The organism is Pseudonocardia zijingensis, assembly GCF_042657305.1.
Taxonomy (GTDB): Bacteria; Actinomycetota; Actinomycetes; order Mycobacteriales; family Pseudonocardiaceae; genus Pseudonocardia; species Pseudonocardia zijingensis.
In genome coordinates, this window is the sequence record NZ_JBHSKO010000032.1 from 1 (window position 1) to 24,926 (window position 24,926).

A 24,926-nucleotide genomic window follows, 5' to 3' on the forward strand; every position below is an offset into this window, starting at 1 on the left:
AACTTCCCGACCTCGGAGTGCACTCCGTAGGCCGCGGCGGGATTCGCGCTCGGGTCGGTCATAGCGGTTCCTCCTGGTTGACGACGATCCCGCTCACCGCTCGACGGGTTCGGAGCTCGCCGGATCCGCCTTCGGCCGCTGTTCCGGGCGCGCGCCGACCGGTTCCACCGGCGGCGTGCTCTCACCCGCGCCCGGCGGCGCAGCGGATGCCGATGCGGGAGAGGTGTGCGGACCGGACACTGCGGCCTCCTCCGTCTGACTCACCGCGTGCGATCTCCGCGTGCGGGGATCACCACCGTCGTCCCCACCCGGAGCGCCGGACCTCCTCCGGAGGAGATGAGTTCGCCACCGCGCGCATCCAGCCGGGTCGGGGACGGGCCGCCAATCCGCTGGTTACGCCACAACGGCCGGCGGCCAGGCCCGCCGCTGAACTCATCCCCTGCGGACGATTCACTGCGGCGTCCGCAGGGCAGTCCGCCGACCTGCCTCGCTCAACCCCCAGGCACTCGCGAGATTCAGCCCGGCATCCGAAAGTACTGATTGCTCGCGACGGCCGATCGGCAAGTCCGGCCCCGGTTTTCGCGGCTTACGGCTCAGACTCGCCCTCGCCGATGTCGAGGAATGCGGTCAGGCGCTCGGTATCGGCGTCCGTCCAGCCGTCAGGTGGCACCACCCGGGCCCACCCGTTGACATAATCGGTCGAGTAGTCATGTCCGAAGCCAGGCGGCGTGCTGAGCTGTAGAATCATATCGCCCACCGCCTGGACGGCGGACACGATCGGGAACCACCTCGCATCGTCCGACACGTCGTAACCCCGAGGCCGATCCATCCAATCCGGAGCCCGCCAAAGCGCCTCGACACTCCAAAAGGCGACCGGATCCGACGGATACTGGAGATACACTATCCGCGGGGCCGGCCAGTCGACGTCCAGCGCCGGTTGGTGTGGATCTCGACTCAGGAAGCGCACGGTGCGGCCCGCGTCGAAGACCGGCTGCCAGACCGGCGACCCCGGCTCCCGCTCACGAGTGAGCTGTGAGTGGATAGGGTTCATTTGCTTCGCGCCGACAATGAGCGCCCCATCGGTCCGAGCGACCACATTAGCCACCGACGACGTGGCATTGCCGCCTACGAAGGGCGCCTCCACCCCGGCAGTCCCGAGGCTCTTGCCGAACAGGACAAGCACCGGCCGCTGATCCGGCGGGAGATCCGACCAACGCGCGTGCACCGCGTTGAAGAGCGCGGTTCCCGCGTCGTTCGCCTGCCCACCATCCAAAAAAATGGAAAGAAGACTCGGCAGGAAAGAGTACTGCATCGCAACGATGGCCGTGTCGCCACGGTGCAACTGCTCGAGCCCCGTGGCAGCTTCGGGGATCATCCAGCCCGATCCGGTCGGCACCCACACGGCCAGCACTTTCCGGTCGAATCCGCCCGCGCGGTCAAGCTCGCGAACCGCCAGCTCGGCCCGCTCCTCGACCGAGCCGGCCGAGTCCACGCCGACATAGACGCGCACCGGATCAGCAAACACGGCGTCGCCTCCGTGGAACGTCTCGAGCTGGTGCGCGGTCGTGGCCGATGCCACGAAGTCGCGGCCCATGCGCCCGAGTGTGTTCCACGCGACGTACGATCCGCTGCTGCCAGACACCGATGACGAGTTGGGCGCCAGAGTGCCCTCATTCGTTCCCGCGTTCACCGGTGCATAGACGGAGTTGGCGAGCGCGGTGACGGCGCGAAAGCCGACCCCACCGAGCACGATGCCCAGCGCCACGACGAGCAGCACGGTGACGAGCAGATCCAGACCAGCCGGCACCAGACGACGGCTGAGCCGGTTGAGGGCCGCGACGGCCTTCCCGATCGCGTGGCCGATCACGACGAGCACCGCCCCCAGCACAGCGGACGACGCCACCATGAGCAGCGCGTCAACCCAACCGACGGCCGTCATCCCCATGAAGCCTCGCTGGTCGTTCTGCCAGCCCACCCAGAGGAGGGCGCCGGTGGCGACACCGAGCAGCCAGACAATCCCCAGAACGACGAGCGCGCGCCGGAGGACCCGTGAGCTGGGTGACAGATCCCAGCGCTCCAGCAGCGATTGCGCGACGCGCCCGACAAGCGTGCCGATCCCGTAGCCGACGGCGAGAGCCACCCCGCTGACCACTGCCTGGACCGCCCAGGTCCGCGGGATCAAAGTCGGCGTCGCCGCCTGCAGCCAGAACAGGAGTCCCAGCGCCAAACCGCTGAGCGTCGGTCTCCAGGGTGGAAATCTGCCAACACTCTGGATCGATGCGAGCGTCATCCTGTGGGCGCCGGCCCCGGGGTCGCCATCAGCCGTAGATGGTCCCGGCACGTCGCCCTCCACGCTCCGCTTGGCCAGTCAGGCGCGCTCGCCGCGGCAACCGGAGCAGCCTGTCCGGCACGATAGCGGCTCCGACCACCCTCCGACGTGAGTAACACCCCGACAGGTAACACCGTCCCCCGCGACGAACACTCCCCCGACGCGGTGGGTAACAGTTCTGTACACACTTCCGGTCGAAGGGCGAGCTGCGTGAGGCTGTCACCCGCCGCTGACTCGGCCTGGCACTCCCCCGGCTCGCCCAGATCGCCGACGGTACCGAACTCGCGCCGGAACGACTGGGGGCCTGGCTGGCGGCGTTGTGCGCAGTCGAGCGCGAGGCTGTAGCCGATGATTCCGAGTTGTTCGCGATGTACGGCCCGTTGGCGGCCGAGCACTCCGCCGCGGCGGCCGACCACGTCGCGGACCTTCACGACACTGAAGATCAACAAAGAGGCAGCGCCTCCAGCGGCAAGAAGAACCGAATCGTAGGGCAACGCTGGATTCGCTGCGGCGGGTGACGCTCACCTGTGGCGCGAGTCGAAGACCTTCGCGAGCTCCACGTAGGACTGTCGGGGGTCCTCCCCGAGCGCGACCTTCTGCGCTCGGGTGGGTGAGTCGGCGACCACCTCGAACTCGCCCGCCTCGACGCCGTCGAGCGCCGCGCGCACCACGTCGACCGGGTCGCCCTTCGGAATGTCGTGCCCCCGCAGCATGTCGGTGTCGATGGCGGTGAAGTGCAACGACGTCACCAACGTCCGTTGCCCGGCGAGCTCGTGACGCAACGCGTTGCTCATGTTCCAGTTCGCGGCCTTCGAAACCGCGTAGCCGCTGTTGCCCGGGATCGCGGACCACGAGGCGATGGAGGCGACGTTGAGGATGGCGCCACCGCCGTTGGACGCCAGGACGGGCGCGAACGCCCGGACGACGGACAACGCGCCCCAGAAGTTCACGTCCATCTCCGCCCGGACCGCTTCGAGATCGCCGAGCAGGGTGGACCCGAGGAACAGTCCGGCGTTGTTGACCAGGTGATCGACGTCGGCGGCCGCGTCGGCTGCGGCCGACACCGAGTCGGGGTCCGTGACGTCGAGGGCGAGGGGGTGCACACCCTCGAGCGTGAGCGCCCCCGGCTCACGGGCGGTCGCGTAGACCTTCGCGCCGCGGGCGAGCAGCTCGCGGGCGAAGTGGTGGCCGAGGCCGCGACCGGCGCCTGTGACGAGTGCCGTCGCGTTTGAGATCCACATCTGCGTACCGTAGAACTTCACGTTGTTGTCAAGTTCAAGTCGCGGAGACGGAGATCACGATGCGAATCGGTGAGGCCGCCGAACGAGCGGGCGTCAGCGCTCGCGCGCTCCGCTACTACGAGGAGGAAGGGCTGATCGAGCCCGCTCGTTCCTCGGGCGGGCATCGGATGTACTCCGAGGCCATCGTCGAGCAGGTGCGCTTCATCCGTTGCCTGCAGACGGCCGGGCTGACCGGCAGAACCATCCTGACCCTGCTGCCATCGGTGGACACCGGTTTCACGACACCGGACATGGTGTGGAGGCTCCGCGGCGAGCGCGACCGGATGTCAGCGCAGATCGAGTCCATGGTCGAGGCCCGTGAGCGGCTCGACGAGCTGATCGTGAACGCGGTGCGGTGCACGGTCACCGATCACCCGCAGCCTGCGGCCGGCCCTCCGAACTCGCAATGATCCTCTCGGCGATGCGGCGCAGCTGCGTGACGTCGTCCGCGCCGGGGGTAATGGGCAACCGCTTGCACCCCGTCCGTATCAGGCGGCGGTGCCGCCGCCTCGTACCTCCGGCCACAGACGCAGCCGAGCCGTAGGCACCGATGGAGGAGACGCCATGCCGACCCCTGACGACGGTGACGTGGTCACGCCCGTGACCCGACCGATCTGAGCGCGCGGGAGCGCCCGTGTTCCTGCTCGACCTGGCCGACGCCTGCCGCGGCTCCGGGTTGCGCGTCGTCGAGGTCGATGGCTGGCGGACCAGGGGCCACGGCCGGATGTCGGGCGTGCGGACGGTCGTCTGCCACCACACGGCCGGCGCGCCCACCGGTGAGGCGCCGTCGCTGAACTTCATCCGCGACCGCGGGCTGGCGCAGCTCGTCCTCGGCCGCAGCGGCACCGTCTACGTCGTCGCGGCCGGGCTGTGCTTCCACGCCGGCGTGGTCCACGAGCCGAGAATGAGCAACAGGTGGGCCATCGGGATCGAGGCGGAGGCCACCGGCACCGCGGCATGGCCGGCCGTCCAGTACGACGCGTACGCCCGCCTCTGCGCTGCCCTCGCCGCGCACTACCGCGTTGCGGTGGCGCGCGTGCTCGGCCACAAGGAGGTGGCCGCCCCGACCGGCCGGAAGATCGACCCGAACTTCGACATGGCCGCGTTCCGCGCCCTCGTCGCCGAGCACCTGGAGGACGACATGTTCACGCCCGAGGACCGCGCGAAGCTCAACAGCCTCGCCTCGCGTGCGGACGTCGGCTTCGCCCGCGACCAGGTCATGACGCACCTGGGGAAGGACCCCACCGCAGGCCCGGTCCCCCCGGCGGAGCGCGAACACCTCGAGGTCGCCCGCCGCGTCGACGTCGGCTTCGCACTCGAACAGATCATGGCCCGGCTGGACGCGATCGAGGCGCGCCTACCCGATCCCGAACCGGTGGACGAGCAACTCTGAGCGCCCATGGCCATCGTCGTGGGTCTCGGCCCACGCACCGCCGGCAGCCACGATCTCATCCCCCGACGACTGGCTCACCCGCGTACGCCGAGCATCGACCACACAACGTGGGCGCCGGAGCAGGGTCGATTCCGACACGCAGACGACCGACGTCCTCATCCGGCACCGCTGCCGGGCCGCCGATCCGTCCGGCTGCCGGGTGGGCTACGAGCGTAGCGGGCGACGCGGCCCGTGATCGGTCGAGCAATGCCTCGACCTGCTCCAGAACGAGCGCGAACGCTCCGATCACCAGCGGTACAACGATCACCACCCACATCCGGCACGTTCCTTCCCCTCGATTCCCGACAACACCAGCTGCGCGCAGAAGGACGTCGGGACCGCGACGATGCCCCCGCACGCCGGTCGCCCTTCGTCATCCCGTCCGATCAGCTTGGTCGCACGCCGCCGCCCGGTCGTCAGCCCCGCAGATTCACTCAGGCGCACCCGCCCTGCGCTGTCGGACGCATGAGACCCTCCCGGGCGACCCCGGATGCGAGCTACGACGACGAAGTGCGGTCACCGAGCACGAGCGCAGCACCGATCGCGGCGAGCCAAGCGTCCTTGGCCAGCGCGATTCCCTCTTGAGTGGGGAAGGGTGTGCCCGGACGTCGCATCCCGGGCGTGCGGGCGTACAGCCCGAGCAGTCCGGCACCGAAGCCGACCAGCCCCAGCCCCGCCACCCGCCCGGGCACGGACGGGATGAGCAGGCCCGCCCCGATCAGCACCTCGCCGACCGAGAGCGCCTTCACGAACCGGGCCGGCTCGACTTCGGCCAGGAACGGGTACGCGCCGCTCGCGAACTCCTGTAGGTGTTTCGCCACCTCCTCGCCGGCACCCCATTTGCGCAGGCCGGAGTCCAGGATGTAAGCACCGGCCGCGAGCCGCAGCGGCACCTGCCAAGCGCGGTCGCCCAGGTTCATGAGGTGATCTCCCTACTTGATCGATCGCCGAGCTGGTCCAGCCAGGCGCGCAGCGCCGGGACGGGTGCGGCGCCCGGCTGCCGGGCGATGACCTCGCCGTCACTCAGCACCATCAGGGTCGGCACCGGGCGAACCGCGAACCGCGAAGCGCTGCGCGAGGGCGAGGGCTCGGTCGATGTCGACCGCGACAAGCCTGATCGGACCCGCCCGCTCGGTGGCCGGCTGCTCGCGTAGACCTCGCCCACAGATCCATCAGGACCGGCAGGATCGCGCGCACACCCTCGAGGATCGCTGACGACGATCACCGTGTGTACAAGGCAGCGCCGGCGGGTCGGTTGCCGGGGGTCGTCCACGAGCCGCGGCCACCGCGCCTTTGGCTTCCGTGCCCATCCAGCGTCCTCTCGTCCAGATCACGTAACCCGGCCGGCCCTGCGCCAGGGTCGTCCCGGCACCGACCCGGCACATCCACCCGGCAGGTGGAGGCGCGAGCCTGCGCATTCATCTCCCGTGACGAGGTGCAGCGGTTCGACGCGTGAAAGCAGCAGATGTGGTCGCCCGGTGTGATGAGTACACGCCGACGCAGACGGTGGCGGCGAGAAAGGCGCGAAGGTCGCGCAGTCGATTCGCAATACCGCCCCGACTGCGTTCTCCGCTCGGTAGAGGCGGGAAGCGGACCGAGACCGTTGCGCCGGATTCGAGATCGGCCCGCAACCGAGGACTCCCTCCGCCTTCACAACCGGCCCACTCACCCAGGACCCGGCGTGGTGTCGGCGGCTGCACTCGGCAGCGGCACCGTGATCGGCTTGGTGCCCGGCCCGTCGGGGCTGAGGCGGCGGTCGAATCTGGTGCCGGAAGGTCGTCGACCGCCTTCCGCCGTGGCGGCACTTTCGAATGAGCTGTCGGCCGACACCAGCCGGAGAGTCAAGGAGCACACCGTGGGATCTTCGACGTCAACGTCCCGGCCGGGCTCGGCGCCGGGCACCGTTGCCCAGAACCAGGAACTCGCCGATCAGTGGTGGAAGAGCGCAGTGGTCTACCAGATCTACCCCCGCAGCTTCGCTGATTCGAACTCCGACGGAGTCGGTGATCTCGGAGGGATCAAATCCAGACTGGACTACCTGGCCACCCTCGGAGTGGACGTGCTCTGGTTGTCACCTGTCTACCCGTCTCCACAGGCCGACCACGGCTACGACATCACGAACTACCAAGACATCGACCCACTCTTCGGCAGCATGGAGGATCTCGACGAGTTGTTGCGCTCGGTGCACGAGCGCGAAATGCGCCTGATAATGGATATCGTCGTCAACCACACTTCCGATGAGCATCCCTGGTTCCAGGACTCGAGATCGAGCACTACATCTCCAAAACGGGATTGGTACTGGTGGCGGCCACCGCGGTACGGCATGGAACCGGGCACCCCCGGCGCAGAGCCGACGAACTGGGCGTCGATATTCTCGGGTCCGGCGTGGGAGTTCGACGACGCGTCGGGCGAATACTATCTACACCTCTTCTCCCGGAAGCAACCCGATCTCAACTGGGAGAACCCCGAGGTCCGGCACGCCGTGTACGCAATGATGAGATGGTGGCTCGACCGCGGTGTCGATGGATTTCGCATGGACGTGATCAATCTGATTTCCAAGGAACCCGATCTACCAGACGGACATCACCTCCCCCATCAGCCTTACGCCGACGGGTCCGAACATTTCGTCTGCGGGCCGCATGTTCACGATTTTCTACAGGAGATGCGCCGGAACGTGTTTGCCGGCCGACCGGAGAAGTACCTCGTCGTCGGGGAGATGCCCGGCGTGACGGTGGACGAAGCGAGATTGTTCACCGACCCCAGGCGCGCAGAATTGGACATGGTCTTCCAGTTCGAGCACGTCCAGCTGGACCAGGGCGATACCAAATGGGACTACATCGGCCTCGACCTGCGCGATCTCAAGGCCTCACTCGGCCGTTGGCAGGCCGGGTTGGCCGACGTCGGCTGGAACAGCCTGTACTGGAGCAACCACGATCAACCGAGGGTGGTCTCCCGTTACGGGAACGACCGGGAGCACCGGGTGGCGTCGGCGAAGATGCTTGCCACCGTGCTCCATCTGCACCGCGGAACCCCGTACATCTTCCAGGGCGAAGAACTGGGAATGACCAATGCGCCCTTCGAGAAGCTCGACGAGTTCCGGGACATCGAGTCGCTCAACCATTACGACGCGACCACCGGATCCGGGGCGGCGAGCCCGGACGACACGCTCGCCGCGCTGCGGCTGATGAGTCGGGACAATGCCCGAACACCGATGCAGTGGGACACCGGCCCATGGGCGGGTTTCAGCACGCACCCGCCGTGGATACAGGTCAACCCCAACTACTCGGAGGTCAACGCGAAAGCGGCCCTCGCCGACCCGGACTCGGTGTTCCACCACTATCGCAAGCTGATCGAGCTTCGCCACGCCGAGCCGGTGATCGTGCACGGCAGCTTCGAGATGCTGCTTCCGCACGACGAGCAGATCTACGCCTTCCTCCGGCGACTGGACGACGTCGAGCTCCTCGTCCTGGGCAACTTCTCCTCGGCCGACGCGGCCGTGGACCTGCCGGATGCGTCCGAGTGGGCGCACGCCGAGCTGCTGATCGGAACGCCGCCGGAGCCGGGCACCGTCCCCCTTGTCCTGCGACCGTGGGAAGGACGGGTGTACCGGCGCACGGGTCAGCGGCGAGACACTACGGGTCACGCCGCAGACGGATCCACCGATAGCCGTAGCCGGACAGATCGAGGGCCGTGAGGTCGACCTTCTCGTCGTACTCGCCGTCCGCGGCGAGGCTGAGCGGTCGGCCTGGCTGGTCCCGGTGCTGCTCGCCCACGTCGACCCGGCACGGCACGTCGCCGAGGTTGTGGAGGAACAGCAGCGCGCCGGTCTCCGTCGACGCACGATGCACGAGCACGTGCGGTGGTCCGGCATCGAGCATCACGTGCTGTCCGCTGCCGATCTCCTCGCACTCGCGCAGGGTGTGCAGTATGCGTTCGAACCACACCAGGAGGCTGTGTGGATCGCGGCGTTGATCGGTGACGTTCACCTGCCGGTAGCCGTAGGGGCCGTCGCTGATCACCGGCACCGGCAGGTCACACGGGTCCGCCCGGGAGAATCCCGCGTTCGGGGTGTCGTCCCACTGCATGGGGGTCCGGATCGCCTCCCGCTCGGGGAGCTCGAGGTTCTCCCCCATACCGATCTCGTCCCCGTAGCGGATCACCGGCGTTCCCGGCATGGTGAACTGCAGGCTGTAGGCCATCTCGATGCGGCGCCGGTCGCCTCGGAGCATGGGCGCGAGGCGGCGGCGGATCCCGCGGTTGTAGAGCTGCATGTCCGGATCCGGCCCGAACGCGGCGAACACCTCCTGCCGCTCGTCGGGAGTGAGCCGACCCAGGTCCACCTCGTCGTGGTTACGCAGGAAGGTCGCCCATTGCCCGTGCCGGGGAAGGTCGGGTAGCTCCCGCACGGTCCGGATGACCGGCCGGGCGTCCTGGCGAGCAAGCGCAAGCATGATCGCCTGGTTGAGCCGGAACGCAAAGATCATGTGGAATCGGCTCGCTGCGCCGTCCGCGTGGCCGAAGTACTCCAGCACGTCCTCGTTGGACACGTTCGCCTCGGCCAGCAGGGCGGCATCACCACGACGCCACGACACGCTCTCGCACAGCTCCCGGTAGAGGCTGAAGTCCCGCTTCGAAGGCTTCAGCGTCGATCCCGGCCGCTTCGACTCGATCAAGAACGGTGCCGCGTCCACACGGAAGCCCGCGACACCGACCCGCAACCACGTCTCCGCGATCTTGCGGATCTCGGTGCGCACCTCGGGGTTCTCGGTGTTCAGATCCGGTTCGAAGGAGTAGAAGCGGTGGCGGTACCAGGCGCCCGCCGCCTCGTCGTAGGTCCAGATCTCGTTCTCGATCCCTGGGAAGACCGGGCCTTCGAAGCGATCGGCAGGCTCGGTGTCCGACCACAAGTACCAGTCCCGCAGCGGCGAGCTGCGGTCTGCTCGGGCCGCCTGGAACCACGGGTGCTGGTCGCTGGTGTGATTGACCACGAAGTCGAGCAGCACGCGCATGCCGCGCTCACCGGCGCCGCTCAGGAAGGTGCAGAAGTCGCCGAAGCTGCCGAACCGCGGATGGACACCGTAGTGGTCGGTGACGTCATATCCGCCGTCCCGCCGCGGCGAGGGGTGGATCGGGTTGAGCCAGATCGTCGTCACACCGAGCCGCGACAGGTAGTCGAGCCTGCTCGTCATTCCGTTGAAATCACCGACTCCGTCCCCGTTGGTGTCCTGGAACAACCCGACATCGACCGAATAGATCGCCCCGTTCCGATACCAGCGCTCAACCATGTCATCAACGCTCGTGCACCGGGTGTCCGCCGAAGCCGTTCCGCAGGAGCGCTACCGCCTTGGCCACCGGGGCATCGAGGTCTCGATAGCCCATCAGCGCCTGCTGGCTCTCACTCACCACCGGTGTCGGGATGTCACGCTCCAGCGCCCAGCGCACCACCCATTTCACTTCCCCGGTGTCCTCCACGTAGGTGGCGAGGCGCGACAGGTCGGGATTCTTGCGTAGGGCGTCGCCCATCAACTCCACCAACCACGAGCGGATGACCGAGCCGTGGTTCCAGTTGTCGAACACGGCCGGCAGGTCGAGCTCGAATCCCGAACGCGTCATCAGCTCGACGCCCTCGGCGATCGACTGCACCATGCCGAACTCGATCGCGTTGTGAACCAGCTTCACGAAGTGTCCCGATCCGGGTGCGCCCGCGTACAGCGTCGCCCGTTCATCGAACGCCAGTTCGCGCAGCAGCGGCTCGATCATCTGGTAGGCGTCGGGGTCCCCACCGGCCATGAAGCATGCGCCGTGACGCGCGCCCCACAGTCCGCCGCTCGTGCCGAGGTCGACGAACCGGATGCCCTCTTGCGCGAACTCGCGGTGGCGCCGGCGGGAGTCCTCCCAATGCGAGTTCCCACCGTCGACCACGACGTCGCCGGTCGACGCCGATGCACGCAGTTGCTCGCACACCTGCTCGGTCGGGTCACCGTGGGGGACGTAGACGAGGATGATCCGGGGCGACGGCAGCTCGTCGATCAGTTCACCGAGTGTTGTCACCAGTGCCAGCCCCCGGTCGGCGAGCACCTTCCCGCTCTTCGTACCCGGGTCGTAGCCGATCACATCGTGGCCGTGGTCGATCGCGGCCTGCGCAAGACCTGCTCCCATCCGACCGAGACCGACGATTCCAACTCTCATCACATCTCCCTGTTCCGAAGTTCTTGCGCCTCGTCAGCAAATTCGATGACCGTCTTGATGTCCGTGTCCCGCCTCTCGAGGGCCTGCGTCCAGTCGACGAGCGGAACGCTGCGGGTGATCATTCGCCCCAGGCACAGGGGATCGGCGGCGGCCAGTGCGTCCGCGGCGGCGGCGAAGTGTCGGTGGTTCCCGTTGACCGAACCGAAAACCACGTGGTTCTCGAGCACCAACTCGTTGTTGAGCGCCCCCACGTCGACGTTCAGGGCCCGCCCTCGTGGAGAGATCCCGAGCAGGCACGCGACCGCTGCCGGTGCCAGGCACCGCAACGCTTCGACCACGACCTCCGGCCGACCTGTGCACTCGAGCACGACGTCTGGCTCCGCCGAGCGGCACACGTCCGCGATCGGGCCGCTGTGGTAGGAGGCCCCCAACATCCTGGCCAGCTCCGGCCTGGTGCCCTCCCGCATCCGATCCACGACGTGGACGTCGAGGCCTCGCTGGGCGCCGAGCAGTGCTGCGAGGAGGCCGATGGGGCCCGCGCCGGTGATCAGCGCAGTTGCCGCCGGGCGGCAGCCCTGGTAGCGGATGCGGTCGATCTGCTCCCAAGCCTTCGCGACGACACTGGTCGGTTCGGTCAAGACGCCGAGCAGCCCCAGTGCCGGATCCACCTTCACGGCGAACTCCGGCTCGAGCGGAACCAGTTGGGCGCCATAACCGTCGAGCTCCTTGATCCCACGCTCCCGGTAGCCGCCGTTGCGGCACATGTCGAAATCGCCCTGCATACAGCACATGCATGGCTCGGGGTCCGGCCGCCGGACGACCCCGACGACGAGGTCTCCCGGCGCGAAACCGCTGCCGGAGGGTGCCTCTGTCACACGCCCGACCGACTCGTGGCCGAGCACCAGCCAGTCTCGTCCCGGCGGAGCCCAGCCGTAGCGACCATCGAGGATCTCGCGGTCCGTTCCGCACACGCCCAGCGCGAGCGTCCGCACCAGCAACTGGTCTCCTGCGCGCTCGGGCTCCTCCACCCGACCCAATCGCTCTCCGCCCGGGGACCCGGGAGTGACGACGATGGCGAGCATGTACCTGCCCCACTGTTCCGTCGAGCCGATCCGTGTCGAACTCCCCGGTCAGCCGGGGTCGGAGGCGGCCTCCTCGATCTCGCGCCGGACTTGCTCCACGTGCTCACCCAGCTCTCGCAGCTCCGGATCGAGCTCGGCGGCTCTCTGCGCCAGGGCCGTCAGCATCTCGATGGTGGCGCGCGAGAGCGCCACCGCATCGCCATCCCGACCCTCACCGAGCAGCGACTCGATGTGCTGGGCGAGCGAGGCCAGCGAGCCCGAGTCGGTGTCCGGAGGGAGGTAGCGTTCCAGACCCGGCGGGTAGGGGTTGCGCTCGCGCAGCTCTCCCAGTGCTGTGATGACCGCGCGGGAGCCGCTGATCCCGTCGAGGAGCCCCACGAGGTGGTAGGACCGCGCGACCACCCGGGGTCGGCCGGGATGCTCGTCCAGCCATCGGAGGAGTCCGTCGTCACCTCCGAAGTACCGGATGAGCCTCTTCAGGTGCCCGGCCATCTCAGGCGGCAGCTCGGCGTGCCAGGGCAGGACCGTCGCCACCGCGTCGGCCAGCGCGTCATCCGCCCGCCGATCGGCTTCGCCGCGGACAACGGTATCGATCAGCTCGGGTTCCAGCCGGAACACCGAGACCGCACCGGCCTGCTCCATCGTCGGACTGCACTCGTCGTCAGCCATGGTGCCCCCCGTCGTCGGCCGGGACCGGCTGGAGGTGACGGCGGAACCAGCTCCCCGCCAGACCGGCGACCAGCTCCAGCGCCCCGGGTTCTTCGAACAGGTGCGTCGCACCGGGGACGATCTCGAGGCGGGTCTCGCCGGCCAGCTTGCGCGCCGCCCGGCGGTTGAGCTCGACGACGACGGGGTCGCGTTCCCCGACGATCAGCAACGTCGGTTGGCGCACCGCGGTCAGGTGCGTGTCTGCCAGGTCGGGCCGTCCGCCCCGGGAGACGACGGCCCGCACGGTGCTCGGCCGGGTGGCGGCGCAGATGAGAGCGGCCGCGGCGCCGGTGCTGGCCCCGAAGAGACCGATCTGCGGGGAAGTGACGAGGTCGCTGTTGACCACCCAGTCCGCAACTCCGGTGACCCGTGCCGCGAGCAGGCCGATGTCGAAGCGCAGCGTCGCGGTCCGCAGGTCGAGCAGCTCCTCGTCCCGCGTGAGCAGATCCGCCAGCACGGTGACCAGGCCCGCGCTGTTGAGCTGGTCCGCGACGTAGCGGTTGCGCGGGCTGTGGCGGCCACTCCCGCTGCCATGGGCGAACAGCACCGCTCCGTAGTGGGTGGGTGGCATTCCCACGTCGGCCTCCAGCATCGCGCCGGCGACGGGGATCTGTACGGAACGATGCGTGGCGCTCGGGGCGCTCATGGTGTCCTCCTCGGAGCGGCGACGCACGCCGTCGGGATGTCGCGTGCCTCAGACCGCGAAGGGGTAGGTCTCGGGCGCCTCGCCCGTCTCCCACACCGCAGTTCGTTCGAGGGGTTCGACGGCCCGGGTGTCGTCGATGTGGATCACCGCGTCGAACTGGTCGGACACCCGCGCCCGGAAGTAGTGGCTCTGCCGTTCCGTGTCGGGGCGGTAGATCACGCCGATCGCCCGCTCCGGTCGCGCCGACCGCAGGATCTCGGCGGCACGCGCCGACCGCCGGAAGGACAGCATGAACTCTTTCTGCCCGACCTCGTGGAACTGCTCCTCGACACTGCCCGGCAGTGCCGGACGCACCCACTTGCGCTGCGCCTCCCCACCCCAGTCGTCGGCGGCGGTCACCGTGCCGGTGTACGTGGTGAAGCCCAGGCTCACGCAATCGTCCGGGTGCCGCTCGCGGACGAGCTCGCCCACGTTCAGCTCGCCGCGGGCCGACATCTCCGTCGCCCTGGCGTCGCCGAGGTGGGAGTTGTGCTCCCACACCACGACCTTCGCAGGCTCAGCGTGCTGCCCGGTCAGGTGGTCGCGGACCGCCTCCAGGGTCTGGGCCATGTGTCGGTCCCGCAGGTTCCACGACAGGGCCCTCCCGCTGAACATCGAGCGGTAGTACTCCGCCGCGTTCTTCACCACCTTGGCGTTCTGCTCGGCGTACATGGCCTCGTCCGCGGCCAGCAGCCCGTCGCGGCGGCCGTACTCCGCGGCGTGGCGCTGCAGGTCGACGAGCTGGTCGACCACCTCCTCCTCGCAGGTGTCCCCGGCGCCCATCGCGGCGGCAAGTCCATACGTCTGGCCGTCGTCGGTGCCGTAGTGGTCGAAGCAGCCGTAGCGCTCCCTGGCCCGCTGGCCCGCCGCCGGATCCACCCGGTCGAGGTAGGTGATGACCTCGTCGATGGAGCGGTAGAGGCTGTAGAGGTCGAGTCCGTAGAAGCCGGTGCGGCTCCGCTCCTCGGCGATGCGGTCGTTGTGCTCCCGCAGCCAACCGACGAAGTCGAGGACGACCGCGTTGCGCCACATCCAGGTGGGGAAGCGCTGGAAGCCGCGCATCGCCTCCTCCGCATCGGCGTCGGAACCATGACCCCGGACGTACCGGTTCACGCGGTAGGCGTCCGGCCAGTCCGCCTCCACCGCGACCGCGCGGAACCCCTTCTCCTCGATGAGCCGCCGCGTCATGACCGCGCGTGCGGCGTAGAAGTCGCCGGTGCCGTGCGTCGCCTCCCCGAGCAGCACGAAGTGAGCATCGCCGACGAGGTCGAACAGCACGTCGTCGGACGGGACGCCGTCCTCGGTCTGGATCGCGGCCGACCGGATCACATCCGTCTCGTTGACGGTCGGCTCGGCCTTCCCCGCCGGGATCGAGGTCGCCGCTGCGCGCAACAGGTCACGCACTTCCTCGTCCGTCGTCTGGGTGAAGTCCCAGTACGAGGCGCCGACAGCGAGGAACGGCGCCGGCGTCGTCGCGCAGACGACCTCGTCGGCGATCGCTTCGAGCTGCTGGCACGTGGACTTCGGCGCAGCCGGCACCGCGACGACGATCCGCTCCGGCTGGTGCTCCCGCAGGGCGACGATCGCCGCGTGCATGCTCGAGCCGGTGGCGAGCCCATCATCGACGAGGATGATCCGCTTGCCGGCGAGCTCGGGCATCGGGCGCCCGTCCCGGTAGGCCTGCTCCCGGCGCAGCAGCTCGCGCCCCTCCTCCTCGGCGACGCGCTGGATCGTGTCCTGGCCGATGAGCAGGCCCCGTACGACGTCCTCGTTGATCACGATCACCCCGCCGCTGGCGATCGCCCCCATGGCCAGCTCCTCGCGGCCCGGCACGCCCAGCTTGCGGACCACGAAGACATCCAGCGGCGCGCCCAGCGCGCGAGCGACCTCGAATGCCACCGGGACCCCGCCACGCGGCAACCCCAGCACCACCACGTCCGGGCGACCTCGGTACCGGTCGAGCAGGCCGGCGAGCGCCTGCCCGGCGTCCCGGCGGTCCCGGAAGACTCGATCCGGCATCTCGTCCTCCCGACGGTCGGATGCACCGACGGTGCCGTCAGGGGGATCGGGGGGCATCGGCCCGCCGGGGCCAGACCCGTCCGACCAAGTGCCGCTCACGGGGCACCTACGCCGGCATCGACACCACGACGCGCCGCGGTCACCGCATCCTGCGCGAATCGGCTCAGACCCTGCGTGATTCGGACACCGCCCCCGGCGATCCGCTCGTTGAATGGGCGCGACGATTCGTACGTGCTGCGTCAGGGAGGCGGCATGCATGCGGATGACACGCGCGCGGCCTTCGCCGTGGAGATCGATCTGCTGCGGCCCGGCGTGCCGCTGCTGCAGGCGCGCGGCCGATTGAGCCCCGCCACCGTTGACGAGCTGCAGGCGGCCGTCGAGCGGTGCCTCGATTCGTCGCCGTGGGCGGTAGTAACCGATCTGACCGGACTGTCGGAGCTGCAACCCGATGCCGTGGCGACGCTCGTCGCCCTCGCCCGCAGGGCCGGCCGCGCGGACATCGGCCTCTACTTCGTCACGCGCGGCGGTGCCGTGGATCACGCGCTCATCAGCGCTCCCGGCGGGGACATGTTCGACATCCACGACAGCGTCGCCTCCGCCGAGCGAGCGCTGCGCATGGACGCCTGACGGACCCGTACGGAGACGGGCACCGACGGAGAACGTTCCGATCGATCGCTCCCTTGACCCGGCAGGGTGAACCGGACGTCGGATCTGGCCCTCCCGGACGTGGTTGGCGCGTCGAGTCCGGTGGACATCTGGGAGAGCAGCTGCTGAGACAGGCACCCAGAGCCGCGGGCGGGTATCGGGAGGATTCGTCATGTCGCGACACGAGACCTGGCGCTGGATCGTCCTGATGATGGTGGGCGTGCTGGCGCTGTCAGGTCTGCTGCGACTCGGCCCGACCGTCGTGACGCTCGGTCTGCTCACCGCCGGCATGGCCGCAGCAGCCCGACTCGCGTGGGTGTTGAAGTGCGACGGCAAGGCGAAGACCGGCTGGGATGCCTGGTCAGAGGCCTGGCGCCCCGCCACGATCGGGTTCGTCGGAGTTCTCGTACTGAATGGCCTGCACACGCTGTTCGGATCGGCCGCGCCTCCGATCGGTATCGCCGCCGCGATCACGGCGCTGGTCGCGTTCCTGGTGCTGCGACTGGCGCCTGATGCATCCGGTGGGAATGCGGCGGCGGCTCCGGCCTCGACTCCTCCGCGACCGCCCGGGGCTCCCAGGAGACCACCCGACGCCCCGCCCGTGCGGGCGCTCCCGACCTCGGCCCTGTGCTGGGAATGGAGGCGCAGCTACCTTGCGGTCACGCGTGCATCGGAGCCGGATGAGCTCACGCGGATCGCCGCGCTGCGGGCGGCCTACCTCGACGAGCTCGAACGCCGGAATCCCGTGGGGTTCCGACGCTGGCTCGCGAGCGGTGCCCGCGCGGCCAGCGACCCCGGGCGATACCTGACCAGCGGCTGATCTGTGCTGCGGCACGCCTGGCGCCGGTTCGGCGCTGACCCGCGGTGCCGACCCGGGGCCGCGGACTTCACTGGCTCGGGCCGGGGCCGGGGCCCTCCGACCAGGGAGAACGTGGAACCTCCACCCCTGTGTGAGGAGGTCCCGTGAAGTACGAGGAGTTCATAGGCGAAGCGTTGAGGCAGGTGCCGACGGTAGCGGGGCGATCGTGACGATGACCCAAACCCACGGTGCTCGACTCCAGTCCTTGTTCTACGGCGGACCCGAACGTCCATCCGGCCCTCGAGGCACGCGGTCGCCAAATGAGTACACACATCTCAGCCTGCTATTCACAGATCTGGCCCGGCTACCTGAAGACCACCGCCGTCGTTCCGGGCTGCGGGATCGGCTGATCATCGAGCACCTGCCACTCGCTCGGCACATCGCAAGGCGATTCATCCGGCGGGGCGAGCCCCTGCAGGACCTCGAGCAGGTGGCCACGCTCGGGCTGATCGGTGCGGTGGACCGGTTCGACCCCGACCGCGGCTGCGAGTTCCTCTCCTTCGCCATACCCACGATCACCGGTGAGGTGATGCGCTGGATCCGCGACCGCACATGGTCGGTGCGGGTACCGCGGCGGATCAAGGAGCTGGATGCGTTCATCGGCACGGCCGTCAGCCAGCTGAGCCAGGAGCTCTTCCGAGCTCCCAGACCGAGCGAGATCGCGGCAAGGCTCGATATCGCGGTGTCCGCGGTCGTCGAGGTCCTCCTGGTGCGCGAGGCCTACCGCTGCCTGTCGCTCGACGATTCGGGCAGCATGGAACCCGAGGACGGGGCCCTCCACGCCGGTGCCCTCTCCGAACTCGACCCGGGCATGGCACTCGTCGAAGACCGGGAGGTACTCGGCACGCTGCTCGACGCCCTGACCGAGCGGGAGCGGAGGATCGTACTACTGCGGTTCTTCGGGAACATGACACAGACCCAAATCGCTGACGAGGTCGGCCTCTCGCAGATGCACGTGTCCCGACTGCTGACCGCGACCCTGAAGAAACTGCGGGAAGGGTTGACCGCCGACACCTGAAGTGTCAGAGCAGCAGTCGGAACAGCTCGAACGCACGGTCCCAATGCTCGGTGGACGGGTTGGTCAGGCCGGGGTCGACGATGCGGAACGAGCGCGCCAAGGCGATGCTGATGCCGCCGAACACCTCGCTGAGCACGTCCGCGGTCTCCTCGCTGAACGTGATGTCGTCAGGGGGACGGCGCAGGGTGCGACTCAACAGCTCGCGGATCTCCACGGCCTCGTCGAGCTTGTCGAACTCGCGCATCCGCTCCTGCAGGCCTTTGGTGATCGGCAGGTCCTGCGGTTCGATGACGTCCCGGCCGTTCCAGCGCGCGCTGTTGCGGCCGGCGATGGCGATGTCGTCGACCTTCTCGTCGACGAAGAGCCGGAAACGCTTCAGGTCGTCCTTGTCCACATCGATGCCTGCCGCCGAGCGGAAGAACCGCTTCAGCTCGGGAATTCCAGCCATGCCCGCCTCCTTCGCACTACTCGGCGCATTCCTCGGTCGTCGGTCCCCTGGCCGTCGCCAGGTGTTCGTGCACGAATCGGACGGCCATCGCGCCCTCCCCCACCGCCGAGGCCACCCGCTTGACCGATCCGCTTCGCACGTCGCCGGCGGCGAACACGCCGGGCCAGCTGGTCTCGAGCAGCGAGGGGGCCGGCCCGGCAAGCGTCGCGTCACCGACGGCGCGCTGCGCGTTCGGTCCGGTCAGGACGTAGCCGCCGGCGTCGAGGGCCACCGAGTCGGACAGCCATGACGTGCACGGGTCCCCGCCGATGAACACCATGAGATAGCGGGCGGGCAGGCGGTATCGATGCCCGGTCCTCGTGTCGCGTACGACGACGGACGCGAGCTGGCCGCTCTCGCCCTCCAACTCCTCGACCTCGGCACGCAGGTGCACCTCGATGCGCGGGTCGTGAGCGATCCGGTCGGCGAGGTAGCGCGACATCTGCTCGTCGAGCGACCCCTCCCTGAGCACCATTCGCACCTCGACGGCATGGCCGGCGAGGAAGGCGGCAGCTTGACCCGCCGAGTTACCCCCTCCGACCACCACCACCGGATCGCCGATGCACTGGCGGGCCTCCACGGGCGTGGCCGCGTAGTAGACGCAGGCGTCCTCGAACTCCTCCAGCCGCCGAGCCTTCAGCCTCCGGACGTGCACGCCGGTCGCGATCACCACACAGCGGGCGGCCACCTGGTGACCGTCCGCGAGCTCCAGCACGTAGTCACCGTCGCGCCACCGCATGCCCACGGCCTTCGCCGGCACCGCCCGGTGGGCTCCGAACCTCTCGGCCTGCAGCAGGGCGCGCTCGGCGAGCTCGCCGCCCGAGATCCCGGTGGGGAAGCCGAGGTAGTTCTCGATCCTCGATGTTCGGGCGGCCTGCCCCCCCGTTGCGACGGCGTCGAGCAACACCGTCTCCAGGCCTTCCGACGCGCCGTAGACCGCAGCCGCGAGTCCGGCGGGCCCGGCACCGACGACCACCAGGTCCGCTACACCGCCTTCCACCGCGGGTTCGTACAGCCCGAACTCGGCAGCCAGCTCCGTCGTGGACGGGTTGCGCAGCAGCCGGTTCCGGAACAGCACGATCGGCGTGTCGGAGGGGGCGAGGTCCAGCTCACGAATCAGGCGCTCGGCCGACGGGTCCGTCTCCAGATCGACGAACCGGTGGGGAAGCCGGTTGCGGGCGGCGAACTCGAGCAGCCGCCGGGAGCCGGGGGAGAAGCGCGAGCCGACGATCCGGAACCCGATCCCCTCGCCGAGGGCGAGTGAGCGTCGCACCAGGTAGGCGCGCAGCACGGTGTCTCCGAACGCCGGATCCTCGGTGGCGAGCGCGCGGAACCGGTCGGCCGGGACCGCGAGCACTTCCCCCGGTTCGGCCACGACGCTGGTGAGGAACGCTGCCTGCCCCGTCACCAGTCCGAGCTCGCCGAGGAAGCGGCCGGGCCCGTGCACCCACACCACCCGCTGTTCGGCGGTCCCGAACGCCTCCACGACGGCGACCCTGCCGGCGAGCACGACGTAGAAGGTGCGCTCCTGGTCGCCCTCGGCGATGAGCACCTCGCCGCGCTCGGTCGGCCGCCGTTCGCCCAGCGCTTCCAGCGAGGCGATCCGCGGCTCGTCGAACCGCGGATACGCGCCGTTCAGGTCAGGGGTCTCCCCCGGAGGCACCGTTGCCAGCAGTTCCTCGATGCCCGGTGTGCCGGGGGCCGTCACCCGGACGCCCGCAGCGCTTCGTCCAGCCAGCGACGCAGCGCGGGCAGCGGGGCCGCGCCGGGTTGACGGGCGATCACCTCACCGCCACGCAGCACGAGCAGCGTCGGGACGGCGTGCACCTCGAAGCGTTGCGCCAGTCGCGGCGCCGCGTCGACATCGACCTTCACCAGCTTGATCTCGCCGGCCCGTTCGGTTGCCAACTGCTCGAGGGCCGGGCTCACCATCCGGCAGGGCCCGCACCACGTCGCCCACAGGTCGGCGACGACTGGAATCGGGGATCGCTCCGCGATCATCGCGAAATCGTCGTCGCCCGCATCGGTGATCCAGGGCAGCGCCTGGTGGCAGCTCCCGCACTTCGGCAGCGCATCGGCCGCGGCAGGCACCCGGTTGCGCTTGCCGCACCGCGGACAGGTGACGATGCTCGTCCGCGGTGTCGCTGGGGCGCTCACCTTCCCGCCACCTCTTTCACGACGGTGCTCCCGCCGCCGCCCTGTGGGCGACGACGAGCTGATCGCCGTCTCGCTCCACCCGCAGCGTGGTGCCCTCGATCGCGCCGTCGCGGATCAGCGCGCGGGCGATGCGGGTCTCGACCTCGCGGGCGATGAGCCGGCGCAGGGGCCGGGCCCCGTACACCGGGTCGTAGCCCTGTTCCGCGATGAGACGGCGGGCGTCCGCGTCGATCTCCAGCGTCAGGTGGCGCTCGGCGAGCCGAGCGCGTAGCTCGGCGATCATCAGCTCGACGATGTCCTCGATCTCGCCGAGGTTCAGCGGTGTGAACAGCACGGTGTCATCGATCCGGTTGAGGAACTCCGGCCGGAAATGCCCGCGCAGCTCAGCCAGCACGAGATCCCGCGCCTCCGGCTTGAGCTGGCCGTCCGGCGTCACACCGTCGAGCAGGTACTGCGACCCGATGTTCGACGTCATGATGATCACGGTGTTCCGGAAGTCCACGGTGTGACCCTGCGCGTCGGTGAGCCGGCCGTCGTCCAGGACCTGCAGCAGCGTGTTGAACACGTCGGCATGTGCCTTCTCGATCTCGTCGAAGAGGATCACCGCATAGGGGCGGCGCCGGACCGCCTCGGTCAGCTGCCCGCCCTCCTCGTAGCCGACGTACCCCGGCGGTGCCCCGACCAGCCGCGACACGGTGTGCCGCTCCTGGTACTCGCTCATGTCGATCCGGACGATGTTCTCCTCGGAGTCGAACAGCGCCTCGGCCAATGCCCTGGCCAGCTCGGTCTTCCCGACGCCGGTCGGGCCGAGGAAGATGAACGAACCGGTCGGCCGGCGGGGGTCCTTGACCCCTGACCGTGCCCGAATGATGGCGTCCGCGACCGCCTGCACGGCCTCGTCCTGGCCGACGACCCGCTGGTGCAGCACCTGGTCGAGGCGCAGCAGCTTCTCGCGCTCCCCTTCGGTCAGCCGGGACACCGGAATCCCGGTCCACACGGAGACGATCTCGGCGACCTCCTCGGCGGTCACGGCCTCACGGAGCAGGGGGTGCTCGCCCTGCTTCTCGACGAGCCGCCTGCTCTCCGACTCCAGCTTCCGCTCCAGCTCGCCGAGCCGGCCGAAACGCAGCTCGGCAGCGCGGTTGAGGTCATAGCGCCGCTCGGCCTCCTCGACCTCCCGGCGCACCTGCTCCAGCTCCGCGCGCAGGTCCTGCACCCGCCGGATCGCCTGCCGCTCCGCGTCCCACTGGGCCCGCTTGGCATCGGCCTCCGAGCGGAGGTCGGCCAGCTCGCGGCGCAGCTGGTCGAGCCGGGCGACCGACGCCGCGTCCTCCTCCTTCTCGAGCGCCGCTTCCTCGACCTCCAACCGCATGACCTTGCGAGTGATCTCGTCGAGCTCGGCGGGCATGGAGTCGATCTCGGTGCGCAGTCGTGCGCAGGCTTCGTCGACGAGGTCGATGGCCTTGTCCGGCAGAAATCGGTCGGTCAGATATCTGCTGCTCAGGGTCGCGGCGGCGATCAGCGCGCCGTCGAGGATCCGGACGCCGTGGAACACCTCCAGCCGCTCGCGCAGCCCTCGCAGGATCGACACCGTGTCCTCGACGCTCGGCTCGTCGACGTAGACCGGCTGGAAGCGGCGCTCCAGGGCGGCGTCCTTCTCGATGCGCTTGCGGTACTCGTCGAGGGTGGTCGCGCCGATCATGTGCAGCTCACCGCGGGCCAGCATCGGTTTGAGCATGTTGCCGGCGTCCATCGCGCCCTCGGCGGCTCCGGCCCCCACCACGTTGTGCAGCTCGTCGATGAACAGCAGGATCCGGCCTTCGGCGGCCTTCACCTCGGCCAGCACGGCCTGCAGTCGCTCCTCGAACTCGCCGCGGAACTTCGCGCCGGCCACGAGCAAACCCATGTCCAGCGCGAAGATCGTGCGATCACGCAGCCCCTCGGGAACGTCACCGTTGACGACGCGCTGAGCCAGCCCTTCGACGATCGCGGTCTTGCCGACGCCGGGGTCGCCGATGAGCACCGGGTTGTTCTTCGTCTTGCGGGACAGGATCTGCACCACGCGGCGGATCTCGGCGTCGCGGCCGATGACCGGGTCCAGCCGCCCGGAGCGCGCGGACTCCACCAGGTCGGTGCCGTACTTCGCAAGAGCCTCGTAGGTGGCCTCCGGGGTGGCCGAGGTGACGCGCTGGTTGCCGCGCACCCGGGTCAGCGCGGCGAGGAACGCGTCGCGGGTGACGCCGTGCGCGGCCAGCAGCCGACCCGCCGCGGTCCCTGGGCCCTCCTCGGCCAGTGCCACGAGCAGGTGCTCGACCGACACGTACTCGTCCTTCAGGCGGGCGGCCTCGCGCTGCGCAGCCTCGAGCACCCGGGCCAGCCGTTGGGTGACCGAGATCTGCCCGGGCTGGGCCGCCGGGCGGGTGGTGCGCGGCTTGCGCCCGAGCTCGGCCTCCAGGTCCGCGCGCAGCGCGTCCCGGTTGGCGTCCATCGCGGTCAGCAGGCGGGTCACCAGGCCCTCGGGCTGATCGAGCAGCGCCAGCAGCAGGTGCTCGCCGTCGACCTCCGGGTGGCCGCGCCTCGTCGCCACGTCCTGGGCGGCCGACAGAGCCTGCTGGGACATCTGCGTCAGGCGGTTCAGGTCCATCACGCGTTCCCTTCCTGGTCGACGGCGGCCGATCGGGTGTCCGCTCGTGGTCGCACCGGTTCGGTTCGTCCCCGGGCGTGCAGGGCGGTCTCGAGTTCGGTGATCCGGTCGAGCAGGTCGACGACCAGCCCGAGGGCGGCGTAGTTGAGCGGGAGCGCCGCGTGCAGGCGCTGCAACCGCGCGACGGCGGACACCTGCGACGGGCTGAACCACAGAGCGCCGTCGGCGTCCCATGCCGCAGGCACCAGGCCGAGCGCGACGAACCGCCGGACGAGCTCGGGATGCAGCCCGCAACGCCGGGCGAACTCCTCCTGGTCGATGCGGCCGCGGCTCACCCGCCGGGCCCGCCTGACTGGCAGGTACCGCATGCTCATCAGCGGCTTCCCCTCGGATCGTCGGAACCGGTCCCCCGCGGATCGAACGTCGAGACCGCGGCGAGCTCGGTGAACAGCTCCCGCTCCCGGTCGGTGAGCCGCGGCGGCACCATGATCTTGACCTCGGCATAGAGGTCGCCCGGCCGACCGCCCGGATCGGGCATGCCCTCCCCGCGCAGGCGCAGCCTCCGCCCGGTCGAGCTGCCCTGGGGCACGACGACCTTCGTCTCGCCGGCAGGTGTGAGGACCGGGACGTTCGCGCCGAGCGCGGCCTCCCACGGCGCCAGCGGGAGGTCGACTGTGATGTCCTTGCCCTCCACCCGGTAGCGCGCGTGCGGCAGGAGCCGCACGACCAGGTAGAGGTCGCCCGCGGGGCCACCGCCGATCCCGCGCCCGCCCTGGCCCCCCAGTCGGATTCGCCTGCCGTCAGTGACCCCGGGCGGGATGGTCACGTTGTAGGTCCGTGGCCCGTCCGGACCGTTCAGCGTGACCTGACGGCGGCCACCGCGGTAGGCCTCCTCGACGGTGAGCGGGAGCTGCGCCTCCTGGTCAGCACCCGGCACGCGGCCCACCCGGCCGCTCCCCCTGCCGCCGAAAAGCCCGCCGAACAGGTCCTCGAGGTCCACGCCTCCGAAGCCGCCGCCGATATCCGCGCCGAAGTCCGCGCCGAAACCGCCGCCGTAGCCGCGTGCCCCGCCCGTCGGCCCGCCGTACCGCCGCCCCCCGGAGTAGCCTCCTGGCGCGGCCCCCACTCCGCCCGTCCCTGCACCCACGCGCTCCTCCCAGTCGTCCGGGACGCGCCGGTAGTCCTCGCCGAAGCGGTCGTAGCGCTTGCGCAACTCCGGGTCCGACAGCACGTGGTAGGCCTCGTTGATCTCCTTGAACCGCTCTTCCGCCGCAGGGTCCTTGTTGACGTCCGGGTGGTTGGCCCGCGCGAGCCGGCGGAACGCCTGTTGCAGCTCCTCCGGACCGGCGTCGCGCGACACCCCGAGAACCTCGTAGTAGTCCCGGGCCATCG

23 protein-coding genes are annotated in these 24,926 nt (G+C 69.5%); 7 read left to right on the plus strand and 16 right to left on the minus strand.

The annotated features are described in order from the left end of the window. Positions 1 to 586 precede the first annotated feature (586 nt). The gene (locus tag ACFPL3_RS37210) at positions 587 to 2,227 is read right to left on the minus strand and encodes an alpha/beta-hydrolase family protein (RefSeq protein ID WP_343938890.1); all 1,641 of its coding nucleotides are present in this window, start codon (positions 2,225 to 2,227) and stop codon (positions 587 to 589) included. Between the two features lie 398 nt (positions 2,228 to 2,625). Here ACFPL3_RS37210 and ACFPL3_RS37215 point away from each other — a divergent pair, with 398 nt between their 5' ends. Beyond that, positions 2,626 to 2,847, plus strand: a complete 222-nt coding sequence (locus tag ACFPL3_RS37215) for a hypothetical protein (RefSeq protein WP_379590577.1) — start codon at positions 2,626 to 2,628, stop codon at positions 2,845 to 2,847. A gap of 3 nt (positions 2,848 to 2,850) precedes the next feature. On the opposite strand, the gene ACFPL3_RS37220 is transcribed toward ACFPL3_RS37215, so the two are convergent. Further along, complete coding sequence (locus tag ACFPL3_RS37220) at positions 2,851 to 3,570, minus strand: SDR family oxidoreductase (protein WP_343938892.1); 720 nt, start codon at positions 3,568 to 3,570, stop codon at positions 2,851 to 2,853. A 59-nt stretch (positions 3,571 to 3,629) separates the two neighbouring features. On the opposite strand from ACFPL3_RS37220, the gene ACFPL3_RS37225 reads away from it, so the two are divergent. Together ACFPL3_RS37225 and ACFPL3_RS37230 are read left to right on the plus strand one after the other, a co-directional pair. Continuing rightward, complete coding sequence (locus ACFPL3_RS37225; RefSeq protein ID WP_343938894.1) at positions 3,630 to 4,019, plus strand: MerR family transcriptional regulator; 390 nt, start codon at positions 3,630 to 3,632, stop codon at positions 4,017 to 4,019. A gap of 224 nt (positions 4,020 to 4,243) precedes the next feature. Continuing rightward, positions 4,244 to 5,002 carry an N-acetylmuramoyl-L-alanine amidase gene (locus tag ACFPL3_RS37230; protein ID WP_343938896.1) on the plus strand — a complete coding sequence of 253 codons (759 nt, stop codon included), beginning with the start codon at positions 4,244 to 4,246 and terminating at the stop codon, positions 5,000 to 5,002. A 536-nt stretch (positions 5,003 to 5,538) separates the two neighbouring features. Here ACFPL3_RS37230 and ACFPL3_RS37235 read toward each other — a convergent pair. Both ACFPL3_RS37235 and ACFPL3_RS37240 read right to left on the minus strand, forming a co-directional pair. Then, positions 5,539 to 5,961, minus strand: coding sequence for a hypothetical protein (locus ACFPL3_RS37235; RefSeq protein WP_343938898.1), 423 nt, complete (start codon positions 5,959 to 5,961; stop codon positions 5,539 to 5,541). After that, positions 5,958 to 6,086: a thioredoxin family protein gene (locus ACFPL3_RS37240; protein WP_343938900.1), complete on the minus strand. Its 129-nt coding sequence runs from the start codon at positions 6,084 to 6,086 to the stop codon at positions 5,958 to 5,960. The genes ACFPL3_RS37235 and ACFPL3_RS37240 overlap by 4 nt, the downstream gene beginning before the upstream one ends. 636 nt (positions 6,087 to 6,722) lie before the next feature. Between ACFPL3_RS37240 and ACFPL3_RS37245 the strand changes: the two genes are divergently transcribed. Continuing rightward, positions 6,723 to 8,735, plus strand: coding sequence for a glycoside hydrolase family 13 protein (locus ACFPL3_RS37245; RefSeq protein ID WP_343938902.1), 2,013 nt, complete (start codon positions 6,723 to 6,725; stop codon positions 8,733 to 8,735). On the opposite strand, the gene ACFPL3_RS37250 is transcribed toward ACFPL3_RS37245, so the two are convergent. From ACFPL3_RS37250 to ACFPL3_RS37275, 6 genes are all read right to left on the minus strand, one after another. Then, positions 8,674 to 10,326, minus strand: a complete 1,653-nt coding sequence (locus ACFPL3_RS37250) for an alpha-amylase family protein (RefSeq protein WP_343938903.1) — start codon at positions 10,324 to 10,326, stop codon at positions 8,674 to 8,676. The two genes, ACFPL3_RS37245 and ACFPL3_RS37250, sit on opposite strands and share 62 nt — an antisense overlap. Positions 10,327 to 10,330: 4 nt before the next feature. Next, on the minus strand, positions 10,331 to 11,230 hold the full coding sequence (gene gnd, locus ACFPL3_RS37255; protein ID WP_343938905.1) for a phosphogluconate dehydrogenase (NAD(+)-dependent, decarboxylating): 900 nt from the start codon (positions 11,228 to 11,230) through the stop codon (positions 10,331 to 10,333). Beyond that, complete coding sequence (locus ACFPL3_RS37260) at positions 11,230 to 12,258, minus strand: glucose 1-dehydrogenase (protein ID WP_343938906.1); 1,029 nt, start codon at positions 12,256 to 12,258, stop codon at positions 11,230 to 11,232. Before ACFPL3_RS37260 ends, gnd begins: the two co-directional genes overlap by 1 nt. 102 nt (positions 12,259 to 12,360) lie before the next feature. Then, on the minus strand, positions 12,361 to 12,954 hold the full coding sequence (locus ACFPL3_RS37265; RefSeq protein WP_343938907.1) for a hypothetical protein: 594 nt from the start codon (positions 12,952 to 12,954) through the stop codon (positions 12,361 to 12,363). A 19-nt stretch (positions 12,955 to 12,973) separates the two neighbouring features. Further along, the gene (locus ACFPL3_RS37270) at positions 12,974 to 13,666 is read right to left on the minus strand and encodes a dienelactone hydrolase family protein (protein WP_343938908.1); all 693 of its coding nucleotides are present in this window, start codon (positions 13,664 to 13,666) and stop codon (positions 12,974 to 12,976) included. Positions 13,667 to 13,714: 48 nt separating this feature from the next. Further along, on the minus strand, positions 13,715 to 15,724 hold the full coding sequence (locus ACFPL3_RS37275; RefSeq protein WP_343938910.1) for an erythromycin esterase family protein: 2,010 nt from the start codon (positions 15,722 to 15,724) through the stop codon (positions 13,715 to 13,717). A gap of 231 nt (positions 15,725 to 15,955) precedes the next feature. Between ACFPL3_RS37275 and ACFPL3_RS37280 the strand changes: the two genes are divergently transcribed. The 3 genes from ACFPL3_RS37280 (at position 15,956) to ACFPL3_RS37290 (ending at position 18,246) form a co-directional block, all read left to right on the plus strand. Continuing rightward, the gene (locus ACFPL3_RS37280; RefSeq protein ID WP_343938912.1) at positions 15,956 to 16,351 is read left to right on the plus strand and encodes an STAS domain-containing protein; all 396 of its coding nucleotides are present in this window, start codon (positions 15,956 to 15,958) and stop codon (positions 16,349 to 16,351) included. 226 nt (positions 16,352 to 16,577) lie between these two features. Further along, positions 16,578 to 17,189, plus strand: a complete 612-nt coding sequence (locus tag ACFPL3_RS37285) for a hypothetical protein (protein ID WP_343938914.1) — start codon at positions 16,578 to 16,580, stop codon at positions 17,187 to 17,189. Positions 17,190 to 17,400: 211 nt separating this feature from the next. Then, positions 17,401 to 18,246: a SigB/SigF/SigG family RNA polymerase sigma factor gene (locus ACFPL3_RS37290; protein WP_343939022.1), complete on the plus strand. Its 846-nt coding sequence runs from the start codon at positions 17,401 to 17,403 to the stop codon at positions 18,244 to 18,246. 4 nt (positions 18,247 to 18,250) lie between these two features. Here the strand turns inward: ACFPL3_RS37290 and ACFPL3_RS37295 are convergent, their stop codons facing one another. From ACFPL3_RS37295 to ACFPL3_RS37320, 6 genes are all read right to left on the minus strand, one after another. After that, positions 18,251 to 18,694, minus strand: a complete 444-nt coding sequence (locus tag ACFPL3_RS37295; protein ID WP_343938916.1) for a DUF1931 family protein — start codon at positions 18,692 to 18,694, stop codon at positions 18,251 to 18,253. A 16-nt stretch (positions 18,695 to 18,710) separates the two neighbouring features. Next, the gene (locus ACFPL3_RS37300; RefSeq protein ID WP_343938918.1) at positions 18,711 to 20,441 is read right to left on the minus strand and encodes an FAD-dependent oxidoreductase; all 1,731 of its coding nucleotides are present in this window, start codon (positions 20,439 to 20,441) and stop codon (positions 18,711 to 18,713) included. Next, complete coding sequence (trxA, locus tag ACFPL3_RS37305; RefSeq protein WP_343938920.1) at positions 20,438 to 20,824, minus strand: thioredoxin; 387 nt, start codon at positions 20,822 to 20,824, stop codon at positions 20,438 to 20,440. The genes ACFPL3_RS37300 and trxA overlap by 4 nt, the downstream gene beginning before the upstream one ends. Positions 20,825 to 20,906: 82 nt before the next feature. Further along, positions 20,907 to 23,534 carry an ATP-dependent chaperone ClpB gene (clpB, locus tag ACFPL3_RS37310; protein ID WP_343938922.1) on the minus strand — a complete coding sequence of 876 codons (2,628 nt, stop codon included), beginning with the start codon at positions 23,532 to 23,534 and terminating at the stop codon, positions 20,907 to 20,909. Continuing rightward, positions 23,534 to 23,908, minus strand: coding sequence for a chaperone modulator CbpM (locus ACFPL3_RS37315; RefSeq protein ID WP_343938924.1), 375 nt, complete (start codon positions 23,906 to 23,908; stop codon positions 23,534 to 23,536). The genes clpB and ACFPL3_RS37315 overlap by 1 nt, the downstream gene beginning before the upstream one ends. Further along, positions 23,908 to 24,924, minus strand: a complete 1,017-nt coding sequence (locus ACFPL3_RS37320; RefSeq protein WP_343938926.1) for a DnaJ C-terminal domain-containing protein — start codon at positions 24,922 to 24,924, stop codon at positions 23,908 to 23,910. The genes ACFPL3_RS37315 and ACFPL3_RS37320 overlap by 1 nt, the downstream gene beginning before the upstream one ends. Positions 24,925 to 24,926 lie beyond the last annotated feature (2 nt).